At 60.1% G+C, this 23,933-nt stretch carries 26 protein-coding genes; 9 read left to right on the forward strand and 17 right to left on the reverse strand.

The genetic code is table 11. The annotated features are described in order from the left end of the window. Positions 1-90: 90 nt before the first annotated feature. Positions 91-1,560: a maltose/glucose-specific PTS transporter subunit IIBC gene (malX, locus tag NOM67_RS19585; RefSeq protein ID WP_255939506.1), complete on the forward strand. Its 1,470-nt coding sequence runs from the start codon at positions 91-93 to the stop codon at positions 1,558-1,560. Next, complete coding sequence (locus NOM67_RS19590) at positions 1,547-2,791, forward strand: MalY/PatB family protein (protein WP_255939509.1); 1,245 nt, start codon at positions 1,547-1,549, stop codon at positions 2,789-2,791. The genes malX and NOM67_RS19590 overlap by 14 nt, the downstream gene beginning before the upstream one ends. A 97-nt stretch (positions 2,792-2,888) precedes the next feature. Here the strand turns inward: NOM67_RS19590 and pdxJ are convergent, their stop codons facing one another. From pdxJ to rpoE, 10 genes are all read right to left on the reverse strand, one after another. After that, the gene (pdxJ, locus tag NOM67_RS19595) at positions 2,889-3,626 is read right to left on the reverse strand and encodes a pyridoxine 5'-phosphate synthase (protein WP_005335389.1); all 738 of its coding nucleotides are present in this window, start codon (positions 3,624-3,626) and stop codon (positions 2,889-2,891) included. Between the two features lie 84 nt (positions 3,627-3,710). Further along, positions 3,711-4,421: a DNA repair protein RecO gene (recO, locus tag NOM67_RS19600; RefSeq protein WP_041210624.1), complete on the reverse strand. Its 711-nt coding sequence runs from the start codon at positions 4,419-4,421 to the stop codon at positions 3,711-3,713. A gap of 14 nt (positions 4,422-4,435) precedes the next feature. Continuing rightward, positions 4,436-5,335, reverse strand: coding sequence for a GTPase Era (era, locus tag NOM67_RS19605; protein WP_033112795.1), 900 nt, complete (start codon positions 5,333-5,335; stop codon positions 4,436-4,438). After that, entirely contained in the window at positions 5,332-6,003 is a 672-nt protein-coding gene (gene rnc, locus NOM67_RS19610) for a ribonuclease III (RefSeq protein WP_033112794.1), read from the reverse strand. Before rnc ends, era begins: the two co-directional genes overlap by 4 nt. Then, the gene (gene lepB, locus NOM67_RS19615) at positions 6,004-6,927 is read right to left on the reverse strand and encodes a signal peptidase I (protein ID WP_033112793.1); all 924 of its coding nucleotides are present in this window, start codon (positions 6,925-6,927) and stop codon (positions 6,004-6,006) included. A gap of 3 nt (positions 6,928-6,930) precedes the next feature. After that, positions 6,931-8,724 carry a translation elongation factor 4 gene (lepA, locus tag NOM67_RS19620; RefSeq protein WP_033112792.1) on the reverse strand — a complete coding sequence of 598 codons (1,794 nt, stop codon included), beginning with the start codon at positions 8,722-8,724 and terminating at the stop codon, positions 6,931-6,933. A gap of 117 nt (positions 8,725-8,841) precedes the next feature. Then, positions 8,842-9,303 (reverse strand): SoxR reducing system RseC family protein, encoded by a 462-nt coding sequence (locus tag NOM67_RS19625; protein ID WP_201910693.1) that lies wholly within the window; start codon positions 9,301-9,303, stop codon positions 8,842-8,844. 100 nt (positions 9,304-9,403) lie between these two features. Continuing rightward, on the reverse strand, positions 9,404-10,384 hold the full coding sequence (locus NOM67_RS19630) for a MucB/RseB C-terminal domain-containing protein (protein WP_041210625.1): 981 nt from the start codon (positions 10,382-10,384) through the stop codon (positions 9,404-9,406). A 21-nt stretch (positions 10,385-10,405) separates the two neighbouring features. Further along, positions 10,406-11,008 carry an RseA family anti-sigma factor gene (locus NOM67_RS19635; protein WP_255939518.1) on the reverse strand — a complete coding sequence of 201 codons (603 nt, stop codon included), beginning with the start codon at positions 11,006-11,008 and terminating at the stop codon, positions 10,406-10,408. A 22-nt stretch (positions 11,009-11,030) separates the two neighbouring features. Next, a complete protein-coding gene (gene rpoE / locus NOM67_RS19640; protein ID WP_033112788.1) occupies positions 11,031-11,612 on the reverse strand; it encodes an RNA polymerase sigma factor RpoE in 582 nt (193 codons plus the stop codon). A 182-nt stretch (positions 11,613-11,794) separates the two neighbouring features. Here rpoE and nadB point away from each other — a divergent pair, with 182 nt between their 5' ends. Further along, positions 11,795-13,402, forward strand: a complete 1,608-nt coding sequence (gene nadB / locus NOM67_RS19645; protein ID WP_156854841.1) for an L-aspartate oxidase — start codon at positions 11,795-11,797, stop codon at positions 13,400-13,402. Between the two features lie 123 nt (positions 13,403-13,525). Here nadB and NOM67_RS19650 read toward each other — a convergent pair whose 3' ends face one another. Together NOM67_RS19650 and NOM67_RS19655 are read right to left on the reverse strand one after the other, a co-directional pair. Continuing rightward, positions 13,526-13,903, reverse strand: coding sequence for a protein YgfX (locus tag NOM67_RS19650; RefSeq protein ID WP_255939587.1), 378 nt, complete (start codon positions 13,901-13,903; stop codon positions 13,526-13,528). A gap of 19 nt (positions 13,904-13,922) precedes the next feature. Then, on the reverse strand, positions 13,923-14,192 hold the full coding sequence (locus tag NOM67_RS19655; protein ID WP_033112786.1) for a succinate dehydrogenase assembly factor 2: 270 nt from the start codon (positions 14,190-14,192) through the stop codon (positions 13,923-13,925). 111 nt (positions 14,193-14,303) lie between these two features. On the opposite strand from NOM67_RS19655, the gene ygfZ reads away from it, so the two are divergent. After that, entirely contained in the window at positions 14,304-15,212 is a 909-nt protein-coding gene (ygfZ, locus tag NOM67_RS19660) for a tRNA-modifying protein YgfZ (protein WP_255939522.1), read from the forward strand. Between the two features lie 6 nt (positions 15,213-15,218). On the opposite strand, the gene NOM67_RS19665 is transcribed toward ygfZ, so the two are convergent. Next, a complete protein-coding gene (locus tag NOM67_RS19665) occupies positions 15,219-16,100 on the reverse strand; it encodes a LysR family transcriptional regulator (RefSeq protein ID WP_041210628.1) in 882 nt (293 codons plus the stop codon). 135 nt (positions 16,101-16,235) lie between these two features. Between NOM67_RS19665 and NOM67_RS19670 the strand changes: the two genes are divergently transcribed. Further along, the gene (locus NOM67_RS19670) at positions 16,236-16,685 is read left to right on the forward strand and encodes a PACE efflux transporter (RefSeq protein ID WP_182926132.1); all 450 of its coding nucleotides are present in this window, start codon (positions 16,236-16,238) and stop codon (positions 16,683-16,685) included. Between the two features lie 106 nt (positions 16,686-16,791). Here the strand turns inward: NOM67_RS19670 and NOM67_RS19675 are convergent, their stop codons facing one another. Then, a complete protein-coding gene (locus NOM67_RS19675) occupies positions 16,792-17,142 on the reverse strand; it encodes a hypothetical protein (RefSeq protein WP_041210630.1) in 351 nt (116 codons plus the stop codon). Between the two features lie 218 nt (positions 17,143-17,360). On the opposite strand from NOM67_RS19675, the gene cutA reads away from it, so the two are divergent. The 4 genes from cutA to NOM67_RS19695 all read left to right on the forward strand — a co-directional run bounded on the left by cutA (position 17,361) and on the right by NOM67_RS19695 (position 20,433). Beyond that, a complete protein-coding gene (cutA, locus tag NOM67_RS19680) occupies positions 17,361-17,678 on the forward strand; it encodes a divalent-cation tolerance protein CutA (RefSeq protein ID WP_255939526.1) in 318 nt (105 codons plus the stop codon). Then, the gene (locus tag NOM67_RS19685) at positions 17,675-19,459 is read left to right on the forward strand and encodes a protein-disulfide reductase DsbD (protein WP_255939528.1); all 1,785 of its coding nucleotides are present in this window, start codon (positions 17,675-17,677) and stop codon (positions 19,457-19,459) included. Before cutA ends, NOM67_RS19685 begins: the two co-directional genes overlap by 4 nt. Further along, a complete protein-coding gene (locus NOM67_RS19690) occupies positions 19,449-19,940 on the forward strand; it encodes an N-acetyltransferase (protein WP_255939530.1) in 492 nt (163 codons plus the stop codon). The genes NOM67_RS19685 and NOM67_RS19690 overlap by 11 nt, the downstream gene beginning before the upstream one ends. A 79-nt stretch (positions 19,941-20,019) precedes the next feature. After that, on the forward strand, positions 20,020-20,433 hold the full coding sequence (locus NOM67_RS19695; protein ID WP_042029699.1) for a hypothetical protein: 414 nt from the start codon (positions 20,020-20,022) through the stop codon (positions 20,431-20,433). Between the two features lie 63 nt (positions 20,434-20,496). On the opposite strand, the gene NOM67_RS19700 is transcribed toward NOM67_RS19695, so the two are convergent. The 3 genes from NOM67_RS19700 to fbaA all read right to left on the reverse strand — a co-directional run bounded on the left by NOM67_RS19700 (position 20,497) and on the right by fbaA (position 23,824). After that, complete coding sequence (locus NOM67_RS19700) at positions 20,497-21,087, reverse strand: hypothetical protein (protein WP_255939533.1); 591 nt, start codon at positions 21,085-21,087, stop codon at positions 20,497-20,499. 194 nt (positions 21,088-21,281) lie between these two features. Continuing rightward, complete coding sequence (locus NOM67_RS19705; protein WP_255939535.1) at positions 21,282-22,586, reverse strand: FAD-binding oxidoreductase; 1,305 nt, start codon at positions 22,584-22,586, stop codon at positions 21,282-21,284. A gap of 158 nt (positions 22,587-22,744) precedes the next feature. Beyond that, positions 22,745-23,824 (reverse strand): class II fructose-bisphosphate aldolase, encoded by a 1,080-nt coding sequence (gene fbaA / locus NOM67_RS19710; protein WP_042029694.1) that lies wholly within the window; start codon positions 23,822-23,824, stop codon positions 22,745-22,747. Positions 23,825-23,933: the final 109 nt, after the last annotated feature.

Below are 23,933 nucleotides of genomic sequence, written 5' to 3' on the forward strand. Positions count from 1 at the left end.
CGGTAACAGGTCTGGGAGATAATAATGATGGCTCGCGCATCCTTGCGAAATAAGGTATGGGAATTTGCCCAGAGTTTGGGGAAAACATTTATGTTTCCCGTCTCTCTGATGGCATTCATGGGATTACTGCTGGGGGTGGGATCATCCATTACCAGCCCCTCCACCATAGATAATTTTCCTTTTCTTGGTGGGGAATATACCCAGCTCGTCTTCAATCTGGTGGCAACCGTAGGCAGCTTCGGCTTTACCTATCTGCCCATCATGTTTGCCATCGGAATTCCGATGGGATTGACCGAAAAGAACAAGGGTGTCGCGGCCTATTCCGGTTTCGTCGGCTACATGGCGATGAATATCGGGATCAACTTCTATCTCGCCAGTACCAATCAACTGGCTTCGCCGGAAAATATCAAACTGGCGGGGCAAGCCATGGTGATGGGGGTTCAGACCCTCTCCATGGGGGTGCTGGGTGGCATAGTGTCGGGGATCGTGACCTACTTCATCCATCGCCGTTTCTATAACCTCAAACTGCACGACGCCTTCTCGTTCTTCAGCGGCCTGCGCTCCGTGCCCATTATCACTGTGCTGGTCATGTCGCTGATAGGTCTCGCCATGCCGCTCTTCTGGCACTATGTGGCACTCGGTATTACTGCGGTCGGCAACATGATCATCTCTGCCGGCTCTTTTGGTGCCTTCCTCTACGGCGTGGCCATCAACCTGCTCAAACCGCTAGGTCTGCACCACATCATGCTGGCCATGGTGCGCTTCACCCCGGCAGGCGGTACCGAGCTGGTCAATGGCGAAACCATTTCCGGCGCTCTCAATATCTTCTTCGCCCAGTTGAAAGCGGGTGAACCCATCAGCCCGGCAGCAACCGCCTTCCTGTCGCAAGGGTTTATGCCGACCTTTATATTCGGTCTGCCTGCTGCAGCGTTGGCCATGTATATGGCAGCCACGCCCGGCAATCGAACCAGAATCAAGAGCCTGATTATCTCCGGGGTACTGGTCTCTATCGTGACCGGTATTTCCGAGCCCATCGAATTCCTGTTCCTGTTTGTCGCGCCGGTACTCTACCTGTTCCATGTCTTTATGACCGGCGCCGCGCTCTTTGTGGTGGCCATGTGTGGCGTCACCATCGGCAATACCGATGGCAGTGCACTCGACCTGCTTATTTTCGGCATCCTGCAGGGCTGGCAAACCAAGTGGTATCTGATTATTCCCATCGGCCTTATCTGGTCTGCCATCTATTTCACCGTCTTCTACTGGTACATCAAGAAATATGACATCAAGACCCCCGGCAGGGATGAGGTTGATGATATCCAGATTGCGAAACACGACCCGGCCGTGATCCTGAGTGCCCTCGGTGGCAAGGAGAATATCGTCAGCCTGGACAACTGCGTCACACGGCTGAGACTGGTGGTACACGACATGGGCAAGCTGCAGGAGAAGATCCTGAAACAGGCTGGCGCCCTCTCCGTCGTCAAGATCGACGAGCACAGCGTGCAGGTCATCATTGGCGCTCAGGTTCAAACCGTGAAGGATAATCTCGATGCTCTCCTGTAAAGATCGGGAGGCTCTGCGCCTCCCCACCCCCTCTGCCGACTTGCAACCCTCCCGTTTCGACGAGCTGGCAGATCGCATCAGCGACAAATGTCGCAAGTGGGATATGAAAGTGATCGAGAGCCGCTTTGGCCCCGTTCCTGCAAACAGCATTCCCATGTGGATTGCCGATATGGATTTCAAATCACCGCCGGCTGTGGCTCGCAAGTTCAGCGAAATCATCAGCTGGGGCACCTTCAGCTACACCCACTGCATCGATGATTTCTACGAGGCGGTCATCAACTTCCAGGCCCGCCACCACAAGGTCGCGGTGGAGCGGGAGTGGATCACCCTCTCCTATGGCACCGTCTCTACCCTGCATTACACGGTGCAGGCATTCTGCCAGCCGGGTGACAGCATCATCATGAACACCCCTGTCTATGATCCCTTTGCCAAGGCGGCCGAAAGGCAGGGGGTCAAGGTTGTCGCCAACCCGTTAGCCCTGAGCAAGGGGCGATACCGGATCGATCTGGCGAAGCTGGAGGAGCAAATCATTGGCCACAAGCCCAAAATCTATTTTCTCTGCTCGCCCCACAACCCGTCGGGCAGGATCTGGAGTCAGAGCGAGCTGGAAGCCGTTGCCGACATCTGCCTGCGCCATCAGGTGTTGATGATGGTCGATGAAGTGCATGCCGAGCACATCATCCATGGCGAGTTCGTCTCCTTTCTGGCACTGGAGGAGCGTTACCGCAACAACATGATGCTGATGAGTTCTCCCAACAAGGCATTCAATCTGGGCGGATTGAAAACCTCCTACAGCATCATTCCAAATCCGCAGATCAGAAGCCGGTTCAAAGCCCGTCTTGAGCAGAACTCCATCACCTCTCCCAACGTGTTCGGGCTCTGGGGCATTATCACTGCCTATAACGAGTGCGATGAGTGGCTTGCCGAATTGAATCTCTATCTGAGAGAAAACTACGCCCTGCTGGCGCGCTACTTCAGGGAGAATCTGCCCGACTTCCAAGTCATGCCGATGGATGCCTCCTATCTGGTCTGGGTCAACACCAAAGGGAGCGGAATGAGCGCAAGCGAGGTGACCCACAGATGGGCGGTCGAAGCGGGTGTCATCATCGAAGATGGCTCCCACTACGTCAGCGATGGCGAAGAGTATGTGCGGATCAACATAGGCACCTCCCGCCAGCTGCTTGGTGAGGCGCTGCAGCGTCTGGGAAAATGGACACAGCAGCAGGCCTGACGGCTGTCGATATTCCCATCGGCAGAAACAACAAAAGGGACGCCATGGCGTCCCTTTTGTTTCATATGGCCACTGTGCGTTGCCAGTGCGCGAAGCATCAGATCCCCTGACGGGCTTCCTGCATCAGCAGACGCATATCGCTCACGGCCTTGGCCAGACCGTCGAAGGCGGCGCGGCCGATGATGGCGTGGCCGATGTTGAGCTCATAGAGCTCGGGGATGGCGGCGATGGCCTTGACGTTGTGGTAGTGCAGACCGTGGCCTGCATTGACCTTGAGCCCCTTGCCAGCGGCATAGGAGGCACCGGCGGCGATGCGCTTGAACTCGGCGTTGCGCTCGGCATCTGTGGTGGCATCAGCGTAACGGCCAGTGTGGATCTCGATAAAAGGAGCACCACTCTCGGCGGCCGCATCGATCTGGATGGGATCGGCGTCGATAAAGAGGGATACCTGCGCCCCCACCGCGGAGAGGCGGGCAACGGCGTCAGTCACCTTGTCCAGCTGACCGGCCACGTCCAGACCGCCCTCGGTGGTCACTTCGGTGCGCTTCTCCGGCACCAGACAGACGAAGTGAGGCTTGATGCGGCAGGCGATGCCGATCATCTCTTCGGTCACCGCCATCTCCAGGTTCATTCTGGTCTGGATAGTCTGGCGCAGGATCTCCACATCGCGGTCGGTGATATGGCGGCGATCTTCTCGCAGATGCACGGTAATGCCATCGGCCCCGGCCTGTTCGGCCACGAAGGCGGCCTGTACCGGATCCGGATACTGGGTGCCCCGGGCGTTGCGCAGGGTGGCGATATGGTCGATGTTCACACCCAGATAGATTTCACTCATTGAGAACTCCTTGAAAGGCTTCATCTGTTGACTGCGCGGTCAGCGAATCCCCCCGCGCCAATATCCGTATGTCTGTAATCTGTGTCAGCCTTGGATGCTGGCTTTGCGTTTTAAAAACAGCTCCCGGCTCTTTAGCTGGCGTTTGCCCAGATAGGGTTGCAGTGCCAGTCGGCTGAAACGTTTGGCCGCCTGCAGCAAGGGAGGGGTATCGAAACGTCCCTCGGCAAAGGCGAGCAGGTGGGCACCGAGAAACAGGGTACGGGGATCCGGCGCCCGCTCGCAAGCAACAAAGCCCAATTCACGCTCGAAGCCATAGAGCAGAGTCGGCTCGATGGGCGACTCGTCGTCCGCCGTGTATTCGAAATCCACCGCATAACCCAGCGCCTGCAGCAGCAGGAACTCGAAGCGACGCAGCGGCAGCTCAGGCGTCTCGCCGTCAGCCAGCGCCATGATGGCACGGGCATAGGCATCGAACACCTCGGGGAAGGGGGTGTGGGCTTCCAGCAGGTAGTAGACCAGCTCGTTGAGATAGAGGCCGTAGAAGAGGCGATCGCCACCGAGTCGCAGGGAGTGGTCGGGACATTCGACCTGGGTGAGGTTCTTGAGATCCCCCTTGCCGCGCCAGGCGATGGTGAGCAGGGTAAAGGGTTGCAGCAGCCCCTTGAGAGGGGAGCGTGGCCCGCGAGAACCGCGAGCCACCAAGGTAAAGCGGCCACTATCCTGAGTGAATACCTCGACCAGCTGGCTGGTCTCACGATAGGGCCGGCTATGGATGACGAAAGCCGGGGTCAGCAATCAGTCAACGCCACTTAATCGTCACCGTAGCCAAGACTGCGCAGGGCGCGCTCGTCATCGGCCCAGCCTGACTTGACCTTGACCCACAGCTCGAGGTGCACCTTGTTCTGGAACAGCCGTTCCATATCGAGGCGCGCTTCGGTACCGATGGTCTTGATCTTCTCGCCCTTGTTGCCAATGACCATCTTCTTCTGGCCATCGCGCTCGACCAGAATGAGGCCGTGGATGTGATAGATACCGCTCTCTTCCACCTTGAAGCGCTCGATCTCCACCGTCACCGAGTAGGGCAGCTCCTCACCGGTGAAGCGCATCAGCTTCTCGCGGATGATCTCGGAGGCCATGAAACGGGAGGAGCGATCGGTCACGTAATCTTCCGGGAAGAAGTGGACGTTTTCCGGCAGCAACGGCTTGGCCCACTCGCGGATCTTCTCCACGTTGGTGCCCTTCTGGGCACTGATGGGCAGGATATGGGCGAAGTTCATCTGCTGGCCCAGCCACTCGAGGTGGGGAAGCAGCTCCTCCTTCTCCTTGACGTTGTCGATCTTGTTGACCGCCAGTACCACCGGGCACTTGAGATTGCGCAACTTGCCCAGCACCATCTCGTCATCTTTGGTCCAGTGAGTACCGTCCACCATGAATACCACCATGGCCACGTCCCCCAGCGAACTGGTAGCGGCGCGGTTCATCAGGCGGTTGATGGCCCGTTTCTCTTCAATGTGCAGACCCGGGGTATCGACATAGATGGTCTGGTAGTTATCCTCGGTGTCGATCCCCAGGATCCGGTGACGGGTGGTCTGGGGTTTCTTTGAGGTGATGCTGACCTTCTGGCCAAGCAGCTTGTTGAGCAGGGTGGACTTGCCCACGTTGGGGCGGCCCACGATGGCGACAAAGCCGCAGTAGGTTGTATCTGTCATGACAGTTTTTCCAATGCTTGCTGCGCCGCGGCCTGTTCGGCCTTGCGGCGGCTGGTGCCGACCCCTTTGATCGGACCATCCAGACCTTCCACGTCACACTGGACGGTGAACTCCTGGTTGTGGGCTTCGCCCTTGACATTGGTCACTGTATAGGTCGGCAGGGATTTGCGGCTTCCCTGCAGAATTTCTTGCAGACGGGTCTTGGGATCCTTCTGCTCGATGCCCGGCTTGATCTCCTCCAGACGGCTGGTGTACCAGCCCAGCAGCAGAGTGCGTACTGTCTCGAGATCACTGTCCAGATAGACGGCGCCAATCACCGCCTCGACCGTATCGGCCAGGATAGATTCACGGCGAAAACCGCCGCTTTTCAGCTCGCCCGGCCCCAGGATCAGGTGATCCCCGAGGTCAAACTCGCGGCCCAGCTCGGCCAGGGTCTTTTCGCGCACCAGAGTGGCACGCATCCGGCTGAGATCCCCTTCCGCCGCTTGCGGGAAGCGATGGAACAGATCGTCGGCAATCACCAGACTCAAAATCGAGTCACCCAAAAACTCCAGTCGCTCATTGTGACGGGAGCCGGCGCTGCGGTGAGTCAGCGCCCGGGTCAGCAGTTCCAGATCCTGAAAGACGTGTCCGAGACGGGACTGCAGTCTGTTCATCTTGATATTCATTTACTTGATTCCGCCAATGCGGTTGAAGCGCACCCCTGTCGGTACCCAGCTTGGCAGCAGGGAGCCCTCTTCGCGCTCGAATTCAAAACTTATCCAGATAGCGACCGCCTTGCCGACCAGGTTCTGCTCGGGCACAAAGCCCCAGAAACGACTGTCGGTACTGTTGTCACGGTTGTCGCCCATCACGAAATATTGCCCTTCCGGTACTACCCACTCGTCAGGGTAGGTGCCGGGCTGGCGATAGTAACGGCCAACCATATCGGGCATCAGCGGGTTGCGCAGGGTCTCGTGGGAGACATCGCCCAGCTGCTCGGTATAGCGGTCAAGGGGGATCCCCATCTGGGTAAATTCGCCTCTTTGTTCAAACTTGACATCGAGCTTCTGGAAGCCCGGGCACGTTTTCCCCTCCTGCTCCTCGCACTTGGGCCGGATCATCAGCTCCTTGTTGCGATAGATGACCCGATCCCCCGGCATGCCGACCACCCGCTTGATGTAGTCCACCCGCGGTTCAAGCGGGTATTTGAACACCACCACATCGCCGCGCTTGGGCTCACCGGTCTCGAGGAACTTGGTGTTGGTCACCGGGTCCCGCAGACCATAGGCAAACTTCTCCACCAGGATGAAATCGCCCACCAGCAGAGTGGGCATCATGGAACCTGACGGGATCTGGAACGGTTCAAAGATGAACGAACGCAGGATCAGCACAAAGGTGATGACCGGGAAGACCCCGGCGGTCTGTTCAATCCAGACCGGAACGGGGGCCACCTTGGCCAGGGTTTTGTCATCCAGATGAGCGCCGCCATGGGCACGGGCCACGGCAATTTTGGCGGCTCGCTGTTTGGACCAGATCATCTTGTCCAGACACCAGATAACACCGGTGATCGCGCAGACCACCACCAGGATCAGGGAAAACGTGCTTGCCATCTATTAATCCTTTCCGACGTGGAGAATCGCGAGGAAGGCTTCCTGCGGCACGTCGACACGGCCGAGGGACTTCATCCGCTTCTTACCTTCTTTCTGCTTGTTCAGCAGCTTCTTCTTACGACTCACGTCACCACCGTAACACTTGGCAGTTACGTCCTTGCGCAGTGCCTTGACGGTGCTGCGCGCGATGATCTGGTTGCCGATGGCCGCCTGAATCGCGATATCAAACATCTGACGCGGGATCAGCTCGCGCATCTTCTCCACCACCTGACGACCGCGATACTGGGCGTTGTCCTTGTGGGTGATGATGGCCAGCGCGTCGACGCGCTCACCGTTGATCATGATGTCCAGACGCACCATGTCGGAGGTTTCGAAACGCTTGAAGCCGTAGTCCAGCGAGGCGTAGCCGCGGCTGGTTGACTTCAGGCGGTCGAAGAAGTCGAGCACCACTTCCGCCATCGGGATTTCATAGGTCAGCGCTACCTGCTTGCCGTGGTAGACCATGTTGGTCTGCACGCCACGCTTCTCGATACAGAGGGTGATTACGTTGCCCATGTACTCCTGCGGCAGCAGGATGTGACACTCGGCGATCGGCTCGCGCATCTCCTTGATGCTGGTGATGGCAGGCATCTGGGCCGGGCTGTCGATGTGGATGGTGGAGCCGTCGGTCAGCTCGATCTCGTACACTACGGTCGGCGCCGTGGTGATCAGATCCAGATCGTATTCACGCTCCAGACGCTCCTGAATGATCTCCATGTGCAGCATACCGAGGAAGCCGCAACGGAAGCCGAAGCCCAGTGCAGTGGAGCTCTCCGGTTCGAAGAACAAAGAGGCATCGTTCAGGGAGAGCTTGTCGAGGGCGTCACGGAACGACTCGTAGTCATCGCTGGAGATGGGGAACAGACCCGCATACACCTGCGGCTTCACCTTCTTGAAACCGGCCAGCGCCTTGTCGGCACCATTCTTGGCCTGAGTCAGGGTATCACCCACCGGCGCGCCGTGGATGTCCTTGATACCGCAGACAACCCAACCTACCTCGCCGCAACCCAGCCCGTCGGTGTCCACCTGCTTGGGCGTGAAGATACCGATGCGATCGACACCCCACACCTGACCGGTGCTCATCACCTTGATCTTGTCGTTCTTCTTCAAAGAACCGTTCTTGATCCGCACCAGAGAGACGACGCCCAGATAGGAGTCGAACCAGGAATCGATGATCAGCGCCTGCAGCGGCGCGTCCGGATCACCTTCCGGTGCCGGGATCTTGGCCACGATCTCTTCCAGTACCAGATCAACACCAAGGCCGGTCTTGGCGGAGCAGCGCACCGCATCGACCGCGTCGATACCGACGATGTCTTCGATCTCCTCGGCAACCCGCTCGGGTTCTGCGGCCGGCAGGTCGATCTTGTTCAGTACCGGCACCACTTCCAGATCCATTTCCATGGCGGTGTAGCAGTTGGCCAGAGTCTGTGCCTCAACCCCCTGGCCGGCATCTACCACCAGCAGCGCCCCTTCACAGGCCGCCAAAGAGCGGGAGACCTCGTAGGAGAAATCCACGTGGCCCGGGGTGTCGATAAAGTTCAGCTGGTAGGTGTTACCGTCTTGTGCCTGGTAGTTCAGGGTCACACTCTGCGCCTTGATGGTAATGCCGCGCTCGCGCTCCAGATCCATGGAGTCAAGCACCTGAGCCTGCATCTCGCGGTCGGACAAGCCACCGCAAGTCTGGATCAGACGGTCCGACAGGGTCGATTTACCGTGGTCGATGTGCGCAATAATCGAAAAGTTACGAATGTGTTTCATCGAGCAAGAGTCACTCAAAATTGGTTTAAGGTCGGTTATGGAGGCGCGATTTTACTGGATAACCCGGCTGACGGCCATTCTTTAGTCGCCCACGCCAGTGAAATAGCGCCTGTTCGGTCAGGAGAGGGTACGGACGGGAACCACAACGCCGAGCATGCGGGGGCCATAACGCCCCTCATCGAGCCGGCCGGAAAAGTAACGAACCAGTAAAAAGCCGCCAGCGCCACCCAGCAGAGAGGCAAGAATGGTGACCCCCTCCCCCCCAGAGAGCAGCGGCGCCAACCAGAGTTGCCCCAGCAGAGCACTCGCCAGCAGGCAGAACAGCGGCAGCACATAGACCAGCGCGGCCCCGCGCAGCAGGCTCTCCTGCGGGATGCCGAGCCGAATCTGCTGGCCAACGTTCACCTCGGCGGTAAGGCGGATCCGCAAGCGTGGGGCTTTCAGGGGAAACGCCTTGGCCACGGTGCCGGTACCGCAACCGGATTGCTGCTGGCAGCCACTGCAGGCAGAGCGCCGTTCGCACTCCACCCAGGCATGGTCACCCTCAACGGCTACTACGGTCGCCAACTCTTCACTCATCTCGCTCACGGCAACACCTCGTGCTCATGCAATGGCAGGATCTGAACACGACTCACAGCCAACGGCAAGCAGAGCACCAGTGTGAGCCCAGAGCATGGACTCACTGCACGGCCTCGTTGCGAGCCAGCGGCTGCACCGACTCGGCAATCCGTTTGGCTGTCTCGGCAGGCACTTCCCCGACCACGGTGATCTCGACGCCCACCTCGTTGACGAAGCTCACCAGCGAGGTGGCGCCCTGGCGGATCAGCTGCTGGCGCACCGCCTGCTTGGGATCGACCCGGGAGACGTAGACCGAGAGATCCACCAGCCCGTCGGAGAGCATCATGTAGTCGACCGGCATACTGGTGGTCACCAGCTGGTGCCTGTCCTGCGACAGCACCTTGAAACCATCTGGCAACCAGGTCACCTGCCAGTTAAGCTGCTGCTGCGGTGCCGGATAGGCATCTTCCAGCGCCAGCGCAGGGGGCAACTTGCTGTTGGCCAGGGTCACCAGCCAGGGGGCAGGCTTGTTCTGCAACTCCAGATCCACCCCCAGCAGCTGCTCGACCAGATTGCCTTCCCGCTCCACCATGTCGACACGCAGCAGCAGATGGCTCTGCTCATCAACCCAGAGCATGAAGCCGTACTTGTCGGCCTCCTTGGGCACCAGCCTCACCACCTGAGCCACCACACCCGCGACGCGGCTGCGGCCAGCCAGCACGGGATCATAGCTCTGCAATACCCGGGAGAGCGGCATGCTGACCAGACTCGACCAGATGCCGGGGAAGCGGGCATCCTTCAGGGTGTAGGGGTCATGGCTGTTTTCAAAGAAGGTGAACTCGTTTTCGCGCTGCAGATACTCGATCGCCTTGCCGTCGAGGTAACTGAGATGAGCCACTTCTTTGCCATTGATCACGGCGTGGCTGATACGGATCGGTTCAAGACGCCCCTGACGGGCCTTGACCATGGACAACTCGAAATTCTGTTGATGCACGGCACTCTGCATCTGCTGCAACAAGGCCTCGGCCGACTTGTCGTCGGCCGAGGCCTTGGCACTGATTAGCAGGAGAGAGGCCAGCAAAATACGGCTGGACTGGCGCACGTTTGTATCCCTGACAACTCGTTATTGTTGGATCTGTCTGTCTTGCAACAGGCGCTGCTGTAACTGGTGATCACGCAGGAAGGCGTTGATGCGTTCGCGCTGCTCCTGCATCTGCTGTTCGGTCATTCCCTGTTGCGGCCGAACGCGGTTGCCCTCTTGCGGATAGTGGACGCTCACTGGCGCGGCACTGCCACCGATCGGGATGGTATTGAGCACAGGGTTGTTCGGCACGCCGTCCTGACCCTGATACTGCTGCACCCCGAAGATGACGGCGGCGGCCACAGACGCTGCGATGGCATATTGCCCCAGCTGCTGGCCAACCCGACGAAACAGGGGTACCACATTGGAATCTGTCTTGACCGGTGCAACGATCGGTTGCGCCACCGGAGCGGCCTCGACCGGCTTGGGTGCCAGTATGGTCGGCTCATCCTCCAGCGCAGCCATGATGCTGTCACTGAGATCCAGTTGCAGATTGACCGGCAGGTCACCCCGCATGGCATCGCCAATCAGGTGGTAACGACCCCAGGTATCTTGCAAGCCGGAGTCCATCTCCAGCTCGTTCAGTACCTCTGCGTCACTCAGCTCACCATCCATCAGGGCAGAGATTTGCTCTTTGTTTGCCATAAGTTAACCCGTCTTTCCCCAGTTAATTCTCGATCAGAGGTTGCAGCTTTTTGTCGATTGCTTCCCTCGCCCGGAAGATACGGGATCTGACCGTACCGACTGGGCAATCCATGATTTCGGCAATCTCTTCATAGCTCAGCCCTTCCAGTTCGCGAAGGGTGATCGCTGTCCTCAGGTCTTCCGGCAATGCCTCAATGGCTGAAAACACGGTGCGTTTGATCTCGTCAGTCAGCGCCAGGTTTTCCGGGGTTGAGACCTCTTGCAAGGCTTCACCGCCGCCATAAGACTCCGCTTCGTCAGCCTCCACATCACTGCTCGGGGGCCTGCGCCCCTGGGAGGTCAGATAGTTCTTCGCCGTATTCACGGCAATTCGGTACAACCAGGTGTAAAAAGCACTCTCGCCACGGAATGTCGGCAATGCCCGGTAGGCTTTGATAAACGCCTCTTGCGCCACATCGGGCACGTCGCCGGGGTTGTTGACATACCGGGCAATCAGGTTGACCACCTTATGCTGGTATTTTTTTACCAACAGGTTGAAAGCTGCTTTGTCGCCGCGCTGGACCCGTTCAACCAGCTGTTCGTCCAGTAGATTCTGGTCGCTCATCAGAGCCGTAAAACCCCCATCAGGTTATCGTTCTTCTTTTCCGGCCCTTCCTAAGCGCACAAGTTCAGACAGGGAGAATCAGAGAAAGTTCGAATCTGTTTAAAAAAATGTGATGCAGGCTGCATCCTCGCCCCCGCTTGGGCTACCATGGTGCCAGTTCTTAATCCAGGCCAATGATACTTATGAAAGCAAGTGTTGAATACCTTTGCGACGTACTGATCATTGGCAGCGGTGCCGCTGGTCTGACTCTCGCATTGCGATTGGCAGACCAGGCCAAAGTCCTGGTTCTGAGCAAGGGGCCCATCAGTGAAGGGGCCACTTTCTATGCGCAAGGAGGCATCGCTGCCGTGTTCGACGAGACCGACAGCATCGAATCCCACGTGAGCGACACGCTCAACGCCGGGGCCGGGTTGTGTGACCCGGCCGTGGTCGAGTTCACCGCCCGCCACGCCCGCGAGTCAATCCAGTGGCTCATCCAGCAGGGGGTCCCCTTCGATCAGGAGGAGAACGCCGACGGCGAATCCCAGTACCACCTGACCCGCGAAGGAGGCCACAGCCATCGCCGCATCTTCCACGCGGCGGATGCCACCGGCAAGGCGGTGCAACTCACCCTGATTGATCAGGTTCGCGCTCACCCCAACATCCAGCTGATGGAGCGCTTCAACGCGGTCGACCTCATCACCACCCGCAAGCTCGGGCTGCCGGGCAACAAGGTGCTGGGCGCCTATGTCTGGAACCGCAATGCCGAACAGGTCGAGGTGGTTCGCGCCCGCTTCGTGGCGCTGGCCACCGGCGGCGCCTCCAAGGTCTACCAGTACACCTCCAACCCCGATGTAAGCTCTGGCGATGGCATCGCCATGGCATGGCGCGCCGGCTGCCGGGTGGCGAATCTGGAGTTCAACCAGTTCCACCCCACCAGCCTGTTTCACCCGGACGACCCCAACTTCCTGCTGACCGAAGCGCTGCGTGGCGAGGGTGCCTATCTGCGCCGCCCGGACGGCAGCCGCTTTATGCCTGAGTTTGACGAGCGTGCCGAGCTGGCGCCGCGCGATATCGTCGCCCGCGCCATCGACCACGAGATGAAGCGACTCGGGGCGGATTGCATGTATCTGGACATCAGCCACAAACCGGCCGATTTCATCATCAAGCACTTCCCGACCATTTATGAGCGCTGCCTCGCGGTCGGCATCGACATCACCAAGGAGGCGATGCCCATCGTCCCGGCCGCCCACTACACCTGTGGCGGCGTGATGATTGACAACAATGGCCAGACCGACATCCCCGGCCTCTACGCCATCGGCGAAGTGACCTACACCGGTCTGCACGGCGCCAACCGGATGGCCTCCAACTCCCTGCTGGAATGTGTGGTCTACGCCCATCAGGCGGGGGCCGACATTCTGGCCAAGCTGCCGATGAGCGCCGAGCCGCCGCGCCTGCCCGCCTGGGACGAGAGCCAGGTGGAGGATTCCGACGAACTGGTGGTCATTCAGCACAACTGGCACGAGCTGCGGCTGATGATGTGGGACTACGTGGGCATAGTGCGCACCAACAAGCGCCTCGCCCGGGCCAAGCGCCGCATCGATCTGCTCAAGCAGGAGGTGCAGGAGTACTACGCCCATTTCCGGGTCTCCAACAACCTGCTGGAGCTGCGCAACCTGTTGCAGGTGGCCGAGCTTATCGTCAACTGTGCCCTGCAGCGCAAGGAGTCGCGCGGCCTGCACTACAACCTCGATTATCCGCAGATGCTGCCGGACTCGAAACCGACCGTACTGACGCCGGAGCGGGATTGATCCCCGCTCCTGCCATACCAATGACCCCGCTTCGGCGGGGTCATTTTTTTAGGGCAATCCGGACAAAGCGCGGCTCAGTTCCTTGCTCCTGCAAAGAGGTAACTCGGGAAGATGTGAGATCGTTCAGCGCCGGTCGGCGGGAAAGTTGATTGCCCGGGCCAGCAGGCGGTAGTGATCGGGAGCGAGAGCATCGGCGAAAAGCCAGAGCATGCAAGGGCGCCCCTGCTCCGGATGCAGCTCAAGGCGCAACACGCCGGGTAGAATGCGGCTCTTGTTGCCGAGCCGATAGGATATGCTCTGCCAGCGCAGCCACTGGCCATCCCACTCCAGCTCGAACGGGATGCGAGGCAACGCCCGCCAGCTCAGGGCAAACGCCAGCAACCAGACGGGAACAAACAGCGCCCACTGCCAGCCGGTAACAAGAGCGCTGACCGGCCAGAGCAGCAACAGAGAGAGGGTCACCAGCCAGTAGCGCTGATGGCGGGAGGGGTGAACAGGGATGATCACCCGCTCCACGGCATCAGGCCTGACGGTCGTGACGGGCCTGATTGCGCTCCAGGATCATCTTGATCATGGCACTGAAGGCGGGATCGGCCGGCACAGCGTGCCCCATGGTCCAGCGGAACAGATCCGGATCATCGCTCTCCAGCAGGCGGATAAAGGTCTGCTGATCGGCTTCGCTCAGGGAGTCGAACTCGTGTTCGAAAAAGGGCATAAAAACAACATCCAGCTCGAGCATGCCACGACGGCAGGCCCACTTCAGGCGGGATTTTTCAACTGGGCTCAACATGGAACTCTCCTTACAAAGACCCGGGGATGGTACCAGCTGGATTTTCCGGCTGACAAACATTAGTTACGTCTTTACCATGCAGGTCACATACTTTCTCTCTGGAATACCATCGTGAGCCTGCAACCCCCTGTTTTTCCTGCCGAGCCGACCCGCTTCGCCCTGACCAAGATAGCCATCACCCGACTGAGTGGTCAGGATCGCGTCAAATATCTGCAAGGTCAGGTCACCTGCGACGTCAACGCCCTGCAACCGGGGCAGAGCACGCTGGGTGGTCACTGTGATCCCAAGGGCAAGCTGTGGAGCGATTTTCGCCTGCTCTGCCTTGAAGAGAGCCTGCTGCTGCTGACTACCCCTTCGGTGCTGGAGCGCCAGCTGCCGGAGCTGAAAAAATTTGCCGTCTTCTCCAAGGTGGAGATTGCCGCCGACGAACGCCACGCCACCGGCCTGGCTGGCAAGGGTACCGATGCGTGGGTCGCTGCGCAGTTTGGTCTGGAGCAGAGCGGTTTGGTCGCTGGCGGCATGGCGGTGAAGATCGAACAGGATCGCTGGCTGCTGGTGAGCAGTGAGCAAGCCGATGCGCTGCCGGCGGGTGACGAATCCCTCTGGTGGGGTCTCGAGATCAAGGCCGGCCTGCCGCACATGGAGGCGGTGCATCAGGGCGAGTTCATCCCGCAGATGCTCAACCTGCAGGCGCTCGACGGCATCTGCTTCAACAAAGGCTGCTACATGGGGCAGGAGACGGTGGCTCGCGCCAAATATCGCGGCGCCAACAACCGCGCCCTGTTCCTGCTGGCGGGCAGTGCCAGTGAGCCGGTCAATGCGGGCGACACCCTGGAGATCCAGCTCGGTGACAACTGGCGTCGCAGCGGCATGGTGCTCAACGCCTGGCAACATCAGGGTCAGGTATGGCTCACCGCCGTACTGCCGAAAGATACCGAGGCTGACGCCCGTTTTCGCCTCAAGCAGGAGGAGAGCTCCCAACTCACCCTGCAACCCCTCCCCTACGAACTGACCGAGTAAGGTCGGCTAGCGAGGCACCCGCGCCAGCAGTGCCTCCTTCAGCCAGCGCCCCGCCTGCCCCAGCGGGCGGGCGCGATGCCACTGCAGCTCCAGCGCCAGCGCATGGCTGGCGATAAAGTCGGGCTCCAGCACCACCACCTCGCCCCGCTTCAGCGGCTGATGCAGTAGAAATTCCGGAATCGCGGACCAGCCAAGGCCCCGCTTGACCAGCTCCAGCACCCCGAGATCCCCCTCGACCCACCACACCTGAGCCGAGATGCGAAAGCGCTGGCGCTCGCTCCCTTCCCGTCGTCCGGTGACCATCAGCTGACGTGCCCCCTGCAAGTCGACCTCCCGCAGTGGCTGCTTGCGCGCCAATGGATGATCCGGCGACACCACCAGCGGCATGGTCACCTCCCCCAGCGAACGGGCGACGATCTCCCGCTGGGGATGCACCTTCTGGTAGCTGATGCCGAGCTGGGCCCGGCCAGTCACCAGCATCTCGGTCACATCCTCCATCAGCGGGAAGAGCAGCTCCAGCTCCACCGTGGGGTAGCGGGTGGCAAACTCCTCCAGCAGGGTGCCGAGCCAGGGGAGGTGAGAGTCATCGTCGATGGCCAGGGTCAGGCGCGTCTCCACACCTGCCGCCAGTTCGCCGGCAATGGATTGCAACCGCTCACTCTGGGCCAGCAGGATCCCCGCTTCCTGCACCATGCGCGCCCCCGCTTCCGTCAATTGCGGATAGCGACCGCTGCGGTCAAACAGGGTCAGCCCCAGATCGATCTCCAGATTCGAGATGGCGCTGCTTACCACCGACTGCGCCTTGCCCAGCTTGCGGGCAGCGGCGGAGAAGGATCCGCTCTCGGCAGCGGCCAGCAAGATTTTCAGTTGTTCCAGCGATGGATTCACCCTTCGGCTCCTCTTTTTAGCCCCCGACAGGCCTGTCATCTATCTATTTTAGCGATAGATACCAACGTGAAACCATCGCAATTTAGCGATAGATTGCCCCCATGTTTTCAACGTGACTGTTCAAGAGAGTGATTTATGCGTACCCGTAACGACCGCATCCGCCAAGCCATCGGCTTTGAAGTGATTGGCCTGTTCATTGCCGCCCCGCTGGCCAGCTGGGCGACCGGCATTCACCTCAGCCACATGGGGCCGCTGGCGCTCTTCTTCTCGGTGATGGCGACCCTCTGGAACTACATCTACAACATCGGGGTCGACAAGCTGCTGCTCAAATATCAGGGACACACCTACAAGAATGTCTGGCAGCGGGTGGTGCACGCCATCGGCTTCGAAGGGGGTCTCCTGACCGTGGCCCTGCCGGCCATGGCCTGGTGGCTCAATGTCAGCATGCTGGAAGCACTGGTGCTGGATCTGGGCTTCGTTGCCTTCTATCTGGTCTACGCCTTCGTCTACAACTGGGTTTACGACAAGGTATTCCCGATCCCGGGCGAGTCGATGCCGCACCTGCAGCAGAATGCACTGGGTTGAAGAGAGACCGGCAACAAACGGTAAAAACAGGGCACCATCATGAAACGTAATGATGGTGCCGGAGAGGAGGTCGGGACGCGCTGACCGGGCGGTCAGCGGCAGGGGATCAGGCCTGAGCCTTGGCGGCTTCGCTGCTCTCGGCCTCTTCGCTCTCCTGTTGGGCCTGGGCGGCCTGCAGGGCTTCCAGTTCGTTCTGGTAGTCGCTCAGGATCTGCTGGGCCACTGCCATGTCACCCTTGTGCTTGCGCTCGAACAGATGGTGCTGCACCACGCCGTTGAGATACTCCACCGTGATGGGCTGCTCAAGGGTTCCCATCAACTCCTCTTTCTCCAGCTCGGCATTGATTTCATCGGCGGTCGTGCGCAGCAGCCCGGCCAATTGAACCAACATGCGGCGCTCACCTTCGCGCAGCAGGCTCAACATGCGGTTTCTCTGCTGCTCATTCTGTTGGGTCATACATTTCCTTACGTCGATAGGGAACAATCCCGCTCATTCTGCCCTGTCCCCGAGACAGCGTCTATCTCATGCCCCCCACTAATTTTCGGCGCTCGCTCACAAATGGCGCCAGATGCTATTTGCTCCGGCTCTGGGGTATAGTAGCCGCTGATTTTCGGGATATTTCTGCAGCAAAAGGGTGTCCCGCCAGCTTATTCATCGAGGCGAACTTCTCCGTTATGACCGATGCCATTGTGGTGCTCTGCACCTGCCCCGACCAAACCAGTGCTGACCTCCTCTGCGAACAGCTGCTGAACCGCCAGCTGGCCGCCTGCATCAATCAGCTGCCGGGGGTCACCTCCGTCTACCGCTGGCAGGGCAAGGTGGAGCGGACGACCGAGATCCAGCTCGTCATCAAATCCCGCCAGCCGCTCTTTGCCGAACTGCAGGCGTGCATTCTGGCCCATCACCCCTATGAGGTGCCCGAGCTGCTGGCGCTGCCGGTGAGCGCCGGCCTGCCCGCCTACCTCGACTGGCTCAAGGAGGAGACGCCATGATGCGCAGTCGCCTGTTCCCCCTCCTGCTGGTGCTGCTGACGCTGGCCACGGCCGGACTCGCGCCAGCCCGGGCCAGCGGCACCGATATTCTCGGCTCCCTCGGCCTTGCGGCGAACGCCAAACCGACGTTCCTCAAGGTGGATGAGGCGTTTCGCCTCGAGAGCGAACAGCGGGGTGATCAGCTGCTGCTGACCCTCAACATCGCTGACGACTACTACCTCTATCGCCACAGCCTGCGCTTCAAGGGAACCAACCTCACCTTCAGCGACCCGGCGCTGCCGGAGGGGAGCGAGCATGAGGATGACTTCTTCGGTAAGACCCGGGTCTACTACCAACAGGTGACCATAGCCGTGCCGCTGCGAGAGGTGGGGGAGCACGCTACCCTGCGCCTCACCTATCAGGGCTGTACCGATGGTCTCTGCTACCCGCCGACCGACAAGCTGATCGAGGTTGCCCCGCTCGCCGCGTCTGGCACGGATAACCCGCAGGCGGCCAACCCGTCACTCAGTCAGCAGGATCAGCTGGCCGCCGCCCTCGGCAGCCAGGGCTTCTGGCTCAGTGTCGCCGCCTTCTTCGCACTGGGGCTGGGGCTCGCCTTTACCCCGTGCGTCTTCCCCATGTACCCCATTCTGACCGGCATCATCGCCGGTGCCGGCCATCGCCTCTCCACCGGCCGCGCCTTCCTGCTCTCCATGGTCTATGTGCAGGGGATGGCAGTGACCTACACCCTGCTCGGACTGGTGGTCGCCTCGGCAGGGCTGAAGTTCCAGGCCGCGCTGCAACACCCCTATGTGCTGATCGGCCTCTCGCTGATGTTCGTGCTGCTGGCCCTCTCCATGTTCGGGCTCTACACCCTGCAGCTGCCGAGCAGTTTGCAAACCCGGCTTTCTGGCCTCTCCAACCGCCAGCAGGGCGGCTCGGTGGCCGGGGTCGCCATCATGGGAATGATCTCCGGGCTGGTCTGCTCCCCCTGCACCACGGCCCCGCTTTCGGGAGCGCTGATCTATGTGGCCCAGAGCGGCGATCTCTGGCTCGGCGCTGCGGCGCTCTATGCCCTCTCGCTCGGGATGGGACTGCCGCTGCTGCTGCTCGGCACCTCGGGCGGCAAGCTGCTGCCCAAAGCGGGCGCCTGGATGGATGTGATCAAGCAGTTGTTTGGCTTCGCGTTGCTGGCGGTACCGATCCTGCTGCTCTCAAGGCTCTGGAGCGATCAGATCACCACCCTGGCCTGGCTTGGCTGGGGACTGCTGCTGTGCGGCTATCTCTATCACCACAACCAGCACCAGCCCCACTCAGTGGCCAAGAGCCTGCGCGGCTTCGTGCTGCTGCTGGCGATGATCAGCGCCGTGGTGGTGGGCAAGGATCTGCTGCAACCGCCCGCTACCGGCACGGTCACGACGGGCACCAACCAGAGTGCCCCGCAGTTTGTCCGCATCAAGACCCTGGCTGACCTCAAGGTGCAGCTGGCTGCCGCCAGCGGCAAGCCGGTGCTGCTCGACCTCTACGCCGACTGGTGCGTCGCCTGCAAGGAGTTCGAACACAAGACCTTCAGCGACCCGGCAGTACGCGAGCGTTTCGGCCAGATGGTGCTGCTGCAGGCGGATGTCACCGCCAACGACGATGCCGATGTCGAGCTGCTCAACACCCTCAATGTGCTGGGGCTGCCGACCCTCATCTTCTTCGACCGTGAGGGCAAGGAGCTGACAGGCCAGCGGGTCACCGGCTTTATGGGACCGGCGGAGTTCCTCGCTCACCTCGACAGGGTCAGCCATGCCAAGTGAGCTGCGCCGACTGCAGCCAAGCGATGCACCTGCCTTGCAGCGTCTGCTGGAACTGGCCCCAGCCTATCAGGCGGCGGTGAGCGATGCGCCCCTCTCCCCGGATGCTGCAGAAGAGGAGCTTGTAGCCTGCCCACCCGGCCTGCCGCTCTCTGCCAAGCATCTCATCGGTCGCTGGGAAGAGGGGGAGCGGACCGCGGTGGTGGATCTGCTGCGCGGCTATCCCGACCCGACCACCGCCTATCTGGGGCTGTTGCTGGTAGGGGAACCCTGGCAAGGTGCTGGTCGTGGTCAGGCGCTCTATCGCCACGCCTGCTCGCTGGCGCGCTCATGGGGAGCCACCCGGCTTCGCCTGTCGGTCATTGCCAGCAATGAATCCGCACTCTCTTTTTGGCAGCGCAGAGGGTTCACCGAGTGCTATCGTCGCGAGCTGGCCGGCTATCGGGCCGAGGCCATCGTGCTGGAACGCGCACTGGAACCGTGAGCCGAGGTTTGCCACCGCCCGTTCGCGTGGCACAATCTGCCCTCCCGTTTTGCTCTTTTTGCACCTGTTCGGAGTTTTGATGAAAAAGTGGTTCATCCCCCTGCTGGCCCTCTGGCTGTTTGGTTGTAGTGCAGGGCCCGGAGAAGATGTTATCCGCCAGCAGGTTACCGCCAAGTTGCTGGCCGAAACGGATGCCAACCTGTTCGATATCAGCGATTTCACCATCCTCGGCAAGGAGGAGCGGATGGAGGGAGTCTATCTGGTCAAGGTGAGCTATCAGCTCCACTTCAAGCAGGGACTGGATCAGCTGCAGGTGCTGCACGATGAAGACCTGATTTATGACCGTGTCGGCCCCTTCCAGCAGGAGATGGGACTGATGGAGCTCGAGCGCAAATATGGCGAGTTCGAAGCGGGTCAGGTGCTGCCGCAAGAGGCGGAGGTGTGGATGATGAAGGGCGAACAGGGCTGGCGACTGGCTGAACCGGCGCAATAAAAGGCTCCCCGCCCCTTACTCTCTGCAAACTCGGCAACGGCAGCTCTGCCGTTGTTGACCAGCTCAGACCTGGGTATCGACCCGATACCCTTTTTGGTCTGCGGGTTCACCCGGCAGCTTGCTGGCCAACCCCGACAGCACATCCTTGAGGGTGATCCCGCTATCTGCCGCACCGCTGCTCTCCAGCAGCTTGGTCAGCTGGCTCTGCAAGGGGTCAATCGCGTCGTTCTGCCCCCCTTGGCTGCTCTCTTTGTCCTTCCCGCCTGGTTGATCCAGCGTCTCCAGCAGACGCGCCAGATCCCGTTTCAGCGGGCTCTCGCTGCTGTCGGCGAGCGCAATCTTTCGTTGTTCCTGTTCTTGCCGCTGTTGTTGCTGCAACGCCAGCTGTTGCTCCTGCTGCTGTTGCAGGGCTCCCATCATGGTATTGATGAACGCCTCCAGCGAGTCCTTGATTGACATATGGCTGCCGCCGCCCACTTCTCCTTTCGACGACAGTCCGAGATTATCGAGCACAGAGCCAAGGTCGCGCACCATCCGGCTGTCACTGCCAGCTGATGACGACAGCGTCGTCCTCGCCAATGGCTGCGCGGTAGAAGATCCCTGCCGTTGCACCAGCGGGCTGGGCCCGCCTGACGCGACCACATTCATCTCCATCTCGGCCCTCCTTCACATCTTTTTCGGCCAGCTAACCCGCTCGTGTTCACCTGACCCGGCATCACTCTCACACCTAAAAGATAGCGCCAACCGGAAGGGATTGGCGCTAACGTATTTTTTGGTCTATCAGGCTGTGCGCTAGTGCAGTGCCGCTATAAACAAGGGCTGGCGGGGTACAGTGCCCCGCCAGTGGATCAGAAGATATCCTTGAAACGGTGCCACAGCATCCCCAACGCCAGCAGCGGAGAGCGCAGCGCCGGGCCACCCGGGAAGGTGATATGGGGCACGCTGGCGAAGAGATCGAAACCCCGGCTCTCACCGCGGATCGCCTCGGCTACCAGCTTGCCCGCCATGTGGGTGGCATTGAGGCCGTGCCCCGAGTAGGCCTGGGCATAGAGCACGTTGGGGTGAGCCTTCAAGCGGCCAATCTGCGGCAGCCGGTTGGCGCCAATCCCGATCATCCCGCCCCACTGAAACTCGATGGCGGTGCCAGCCAGCTCGGGGAAGACCCGCAGCATCTTGGGCAGCATGAAGGCCTTGATATCGCGGGGATCCCTTCCCGAGTAGTTGCAGGCCCCGCCGAACAGCAGACGACCGTCGGCGGAGAGGCGGTAGTAGTCGAGCGCCACGTTCTGATCGCACACCGCCATGTTTTGCGGCAGCAAGCGCTGGCGCAAGCGGCGATCCAGCACCTCGGTGGCGAGGATGTAAGAACCGGCCGGCAGCACCCGCCCTCCCAGCTCCGGATTGAGGTCGTTGAGGTAGGCGTTGCAGCCGATCACCAGATAGTCGGCAGTGACCCGGCCGTGGGCGGTGGTCACTTCAACCTGCTTGCCGTAATCGATATGGGTCACTCTGGAGTGTTCAAACAGGGAAACCCCGAGGCTGGCTGCGGCGCGCGCCTCGCCGAGCGCCAGATTGAGGGGATGGAGATGGCCGGAGCCCATGTCGATGAGGCCGCCGATATAGCGATCCGACCCCACCACGGTATGGATATCTTCCCGCGGCACCAGTTTGAGTTCATGCTCATAGCCCAGGCTCGCCAGATGGTCGAGATCCTCCTCGAAGCCGGCCAGATGACGCTGACGGGTGGCCAGATCGCAGTAACCCCAGGTGAGGTCACACTCGATATTGAAACGCTCAACCCGCTCGCGTACCAGCTGCACCGCCTCCAGCCCCATCAGGTCGAGCTCGCGTACCCCTTCCTCACCAATCCAGCGGGCGAACTGGCTGGTATCGTGGCCGATACCGCGAATAAGCTGGCCGCCGTTGCGCCCGGAGGCGCCCCAGCCGATGCGGTTGGCCTCCAACAGCACCACCTTGTAGCCTGCATCAGCCAGGTTGATGGCGGTGTTGAGACCGGTAAAACCGCCACCGATGATGCTGACATCCGCTTTCAGCTCGGCCTCGAGTTCCGGCCACTGCTGCGGATCGTTGCGGGTCGCGGCGTAGTAGGAGGCCGCGTGCTCCTGATATCCGATGTGCTTTCCTGCCTGCATGTTCAGCATCCTGCCTTGTTGCAAATTGTTTAATAAAATAAGCAAACTTGTTTCGATAATACCCAGCTACGGCACGGCAAACCAGCTACCACGGATCACAGAAATGCAAAAGGCGCCCCGAAGGGCGCCTTTTCATGCAATCAAGGTGCTGTAACGAATTACAGTACGTCGATGGCGTTCAGGTCGGAGAAAGCCTGTTCCAGACGCTTGATCATGGAAGTCTGACCTTCACGCAGCCATACGCGCGGGTCGTAGTACTTCTTGTTCGGCTTGTCGGCACCTTCCGGGTTGCCCAGCTGACCTTGCAGGTAAGCTTCGTTCTTCTTGTAGAAGTGCAGCAGACCTTCCCAGGTAGCCCACTGGGTGTCGGTGTCGATGTTCATCTTCACTACGCCGTAGGAGATGGACTCGCGGATCTCTTCCAGAGTGGAACCTGAACCACCGTGGAATACGAAGTCCAGAGACTTGGCAGGGATGCCGAACTTCTCGGAAACGTACTTCTGGGAAGCGTCCAGGATGGACGGGGTCAGTTTGACGTTACCCGGCTTGTATACACCGTGTACGTTGCCGAAGGAGGCAGCGATGGTGAAACGCGGGCTGATCTTGGACAGACGCTCGTAAGCGTAAGCAACATCTTCCGGCTGGGTGTACAGAGCGGACTGATCCATGTGGCTGTTGTCGACGCCGTCTTCTTCGCCACCGGTGCAACCCAGTTCCAGCTCCAGAGTCATGTTCATCTTGGCCATGCGGGTCAGGTACTCGCAGCAGATGTCGATGTTCTCTTCCAGAGACTCTTCGGACAGATCCAGCATGTGGGAGGAGAACAGAGGCTTGCCGGTTTCAGCAAAGTGCTTCTCGCCCGCTTCCAGCAGACCGTCGATCCACGGCAGCAGCTTCTTGGCAGCGTGGTCGGTGTGCAGGATTACCGGCACGCCGTAAGCTTCGGCAACAGCGTGAACGTGCTTGGCACCGGAGATGGCACCCAGGATGGCAGCTTTCTGACCTTCCAGCTTCAGACCCTTACCGGCGGTGAACACGGCACCACCGTTGGAGAACTGAACGATAACCGGCGCTTTAACCTTGGCGGCAGCTTCCAGTACGGCGTTCACGGAGTCGGTACCAACGCAGTTTACGGCCGGCAGAGCGAAGCCGTTCTCTTTAGCGATGGCGAACACTTTCTGAACGTCATCACCAGTGATCACGCCGGGTTTTACGAAGTCGAAAATTTTCTTAGACATGTTTAATCGTCCTGTCTCGTATGCCGTTAATAAAAAATGGGGGGTTCATCATGAACCGGCACAGCGGGCACATGATAAACGAAACGGGAGGCTTTTGCCCCCCGTTCCG

This window comes from Aeromonas sp. SG16 (assembly GCF_024436135.1).
Lineage (GTDB): Bacteria > Pseudomonadota > Gammaproteobacteria > Enterobacterales > Aeromonadaceae > Aeromonas > Aeromonas jandaei.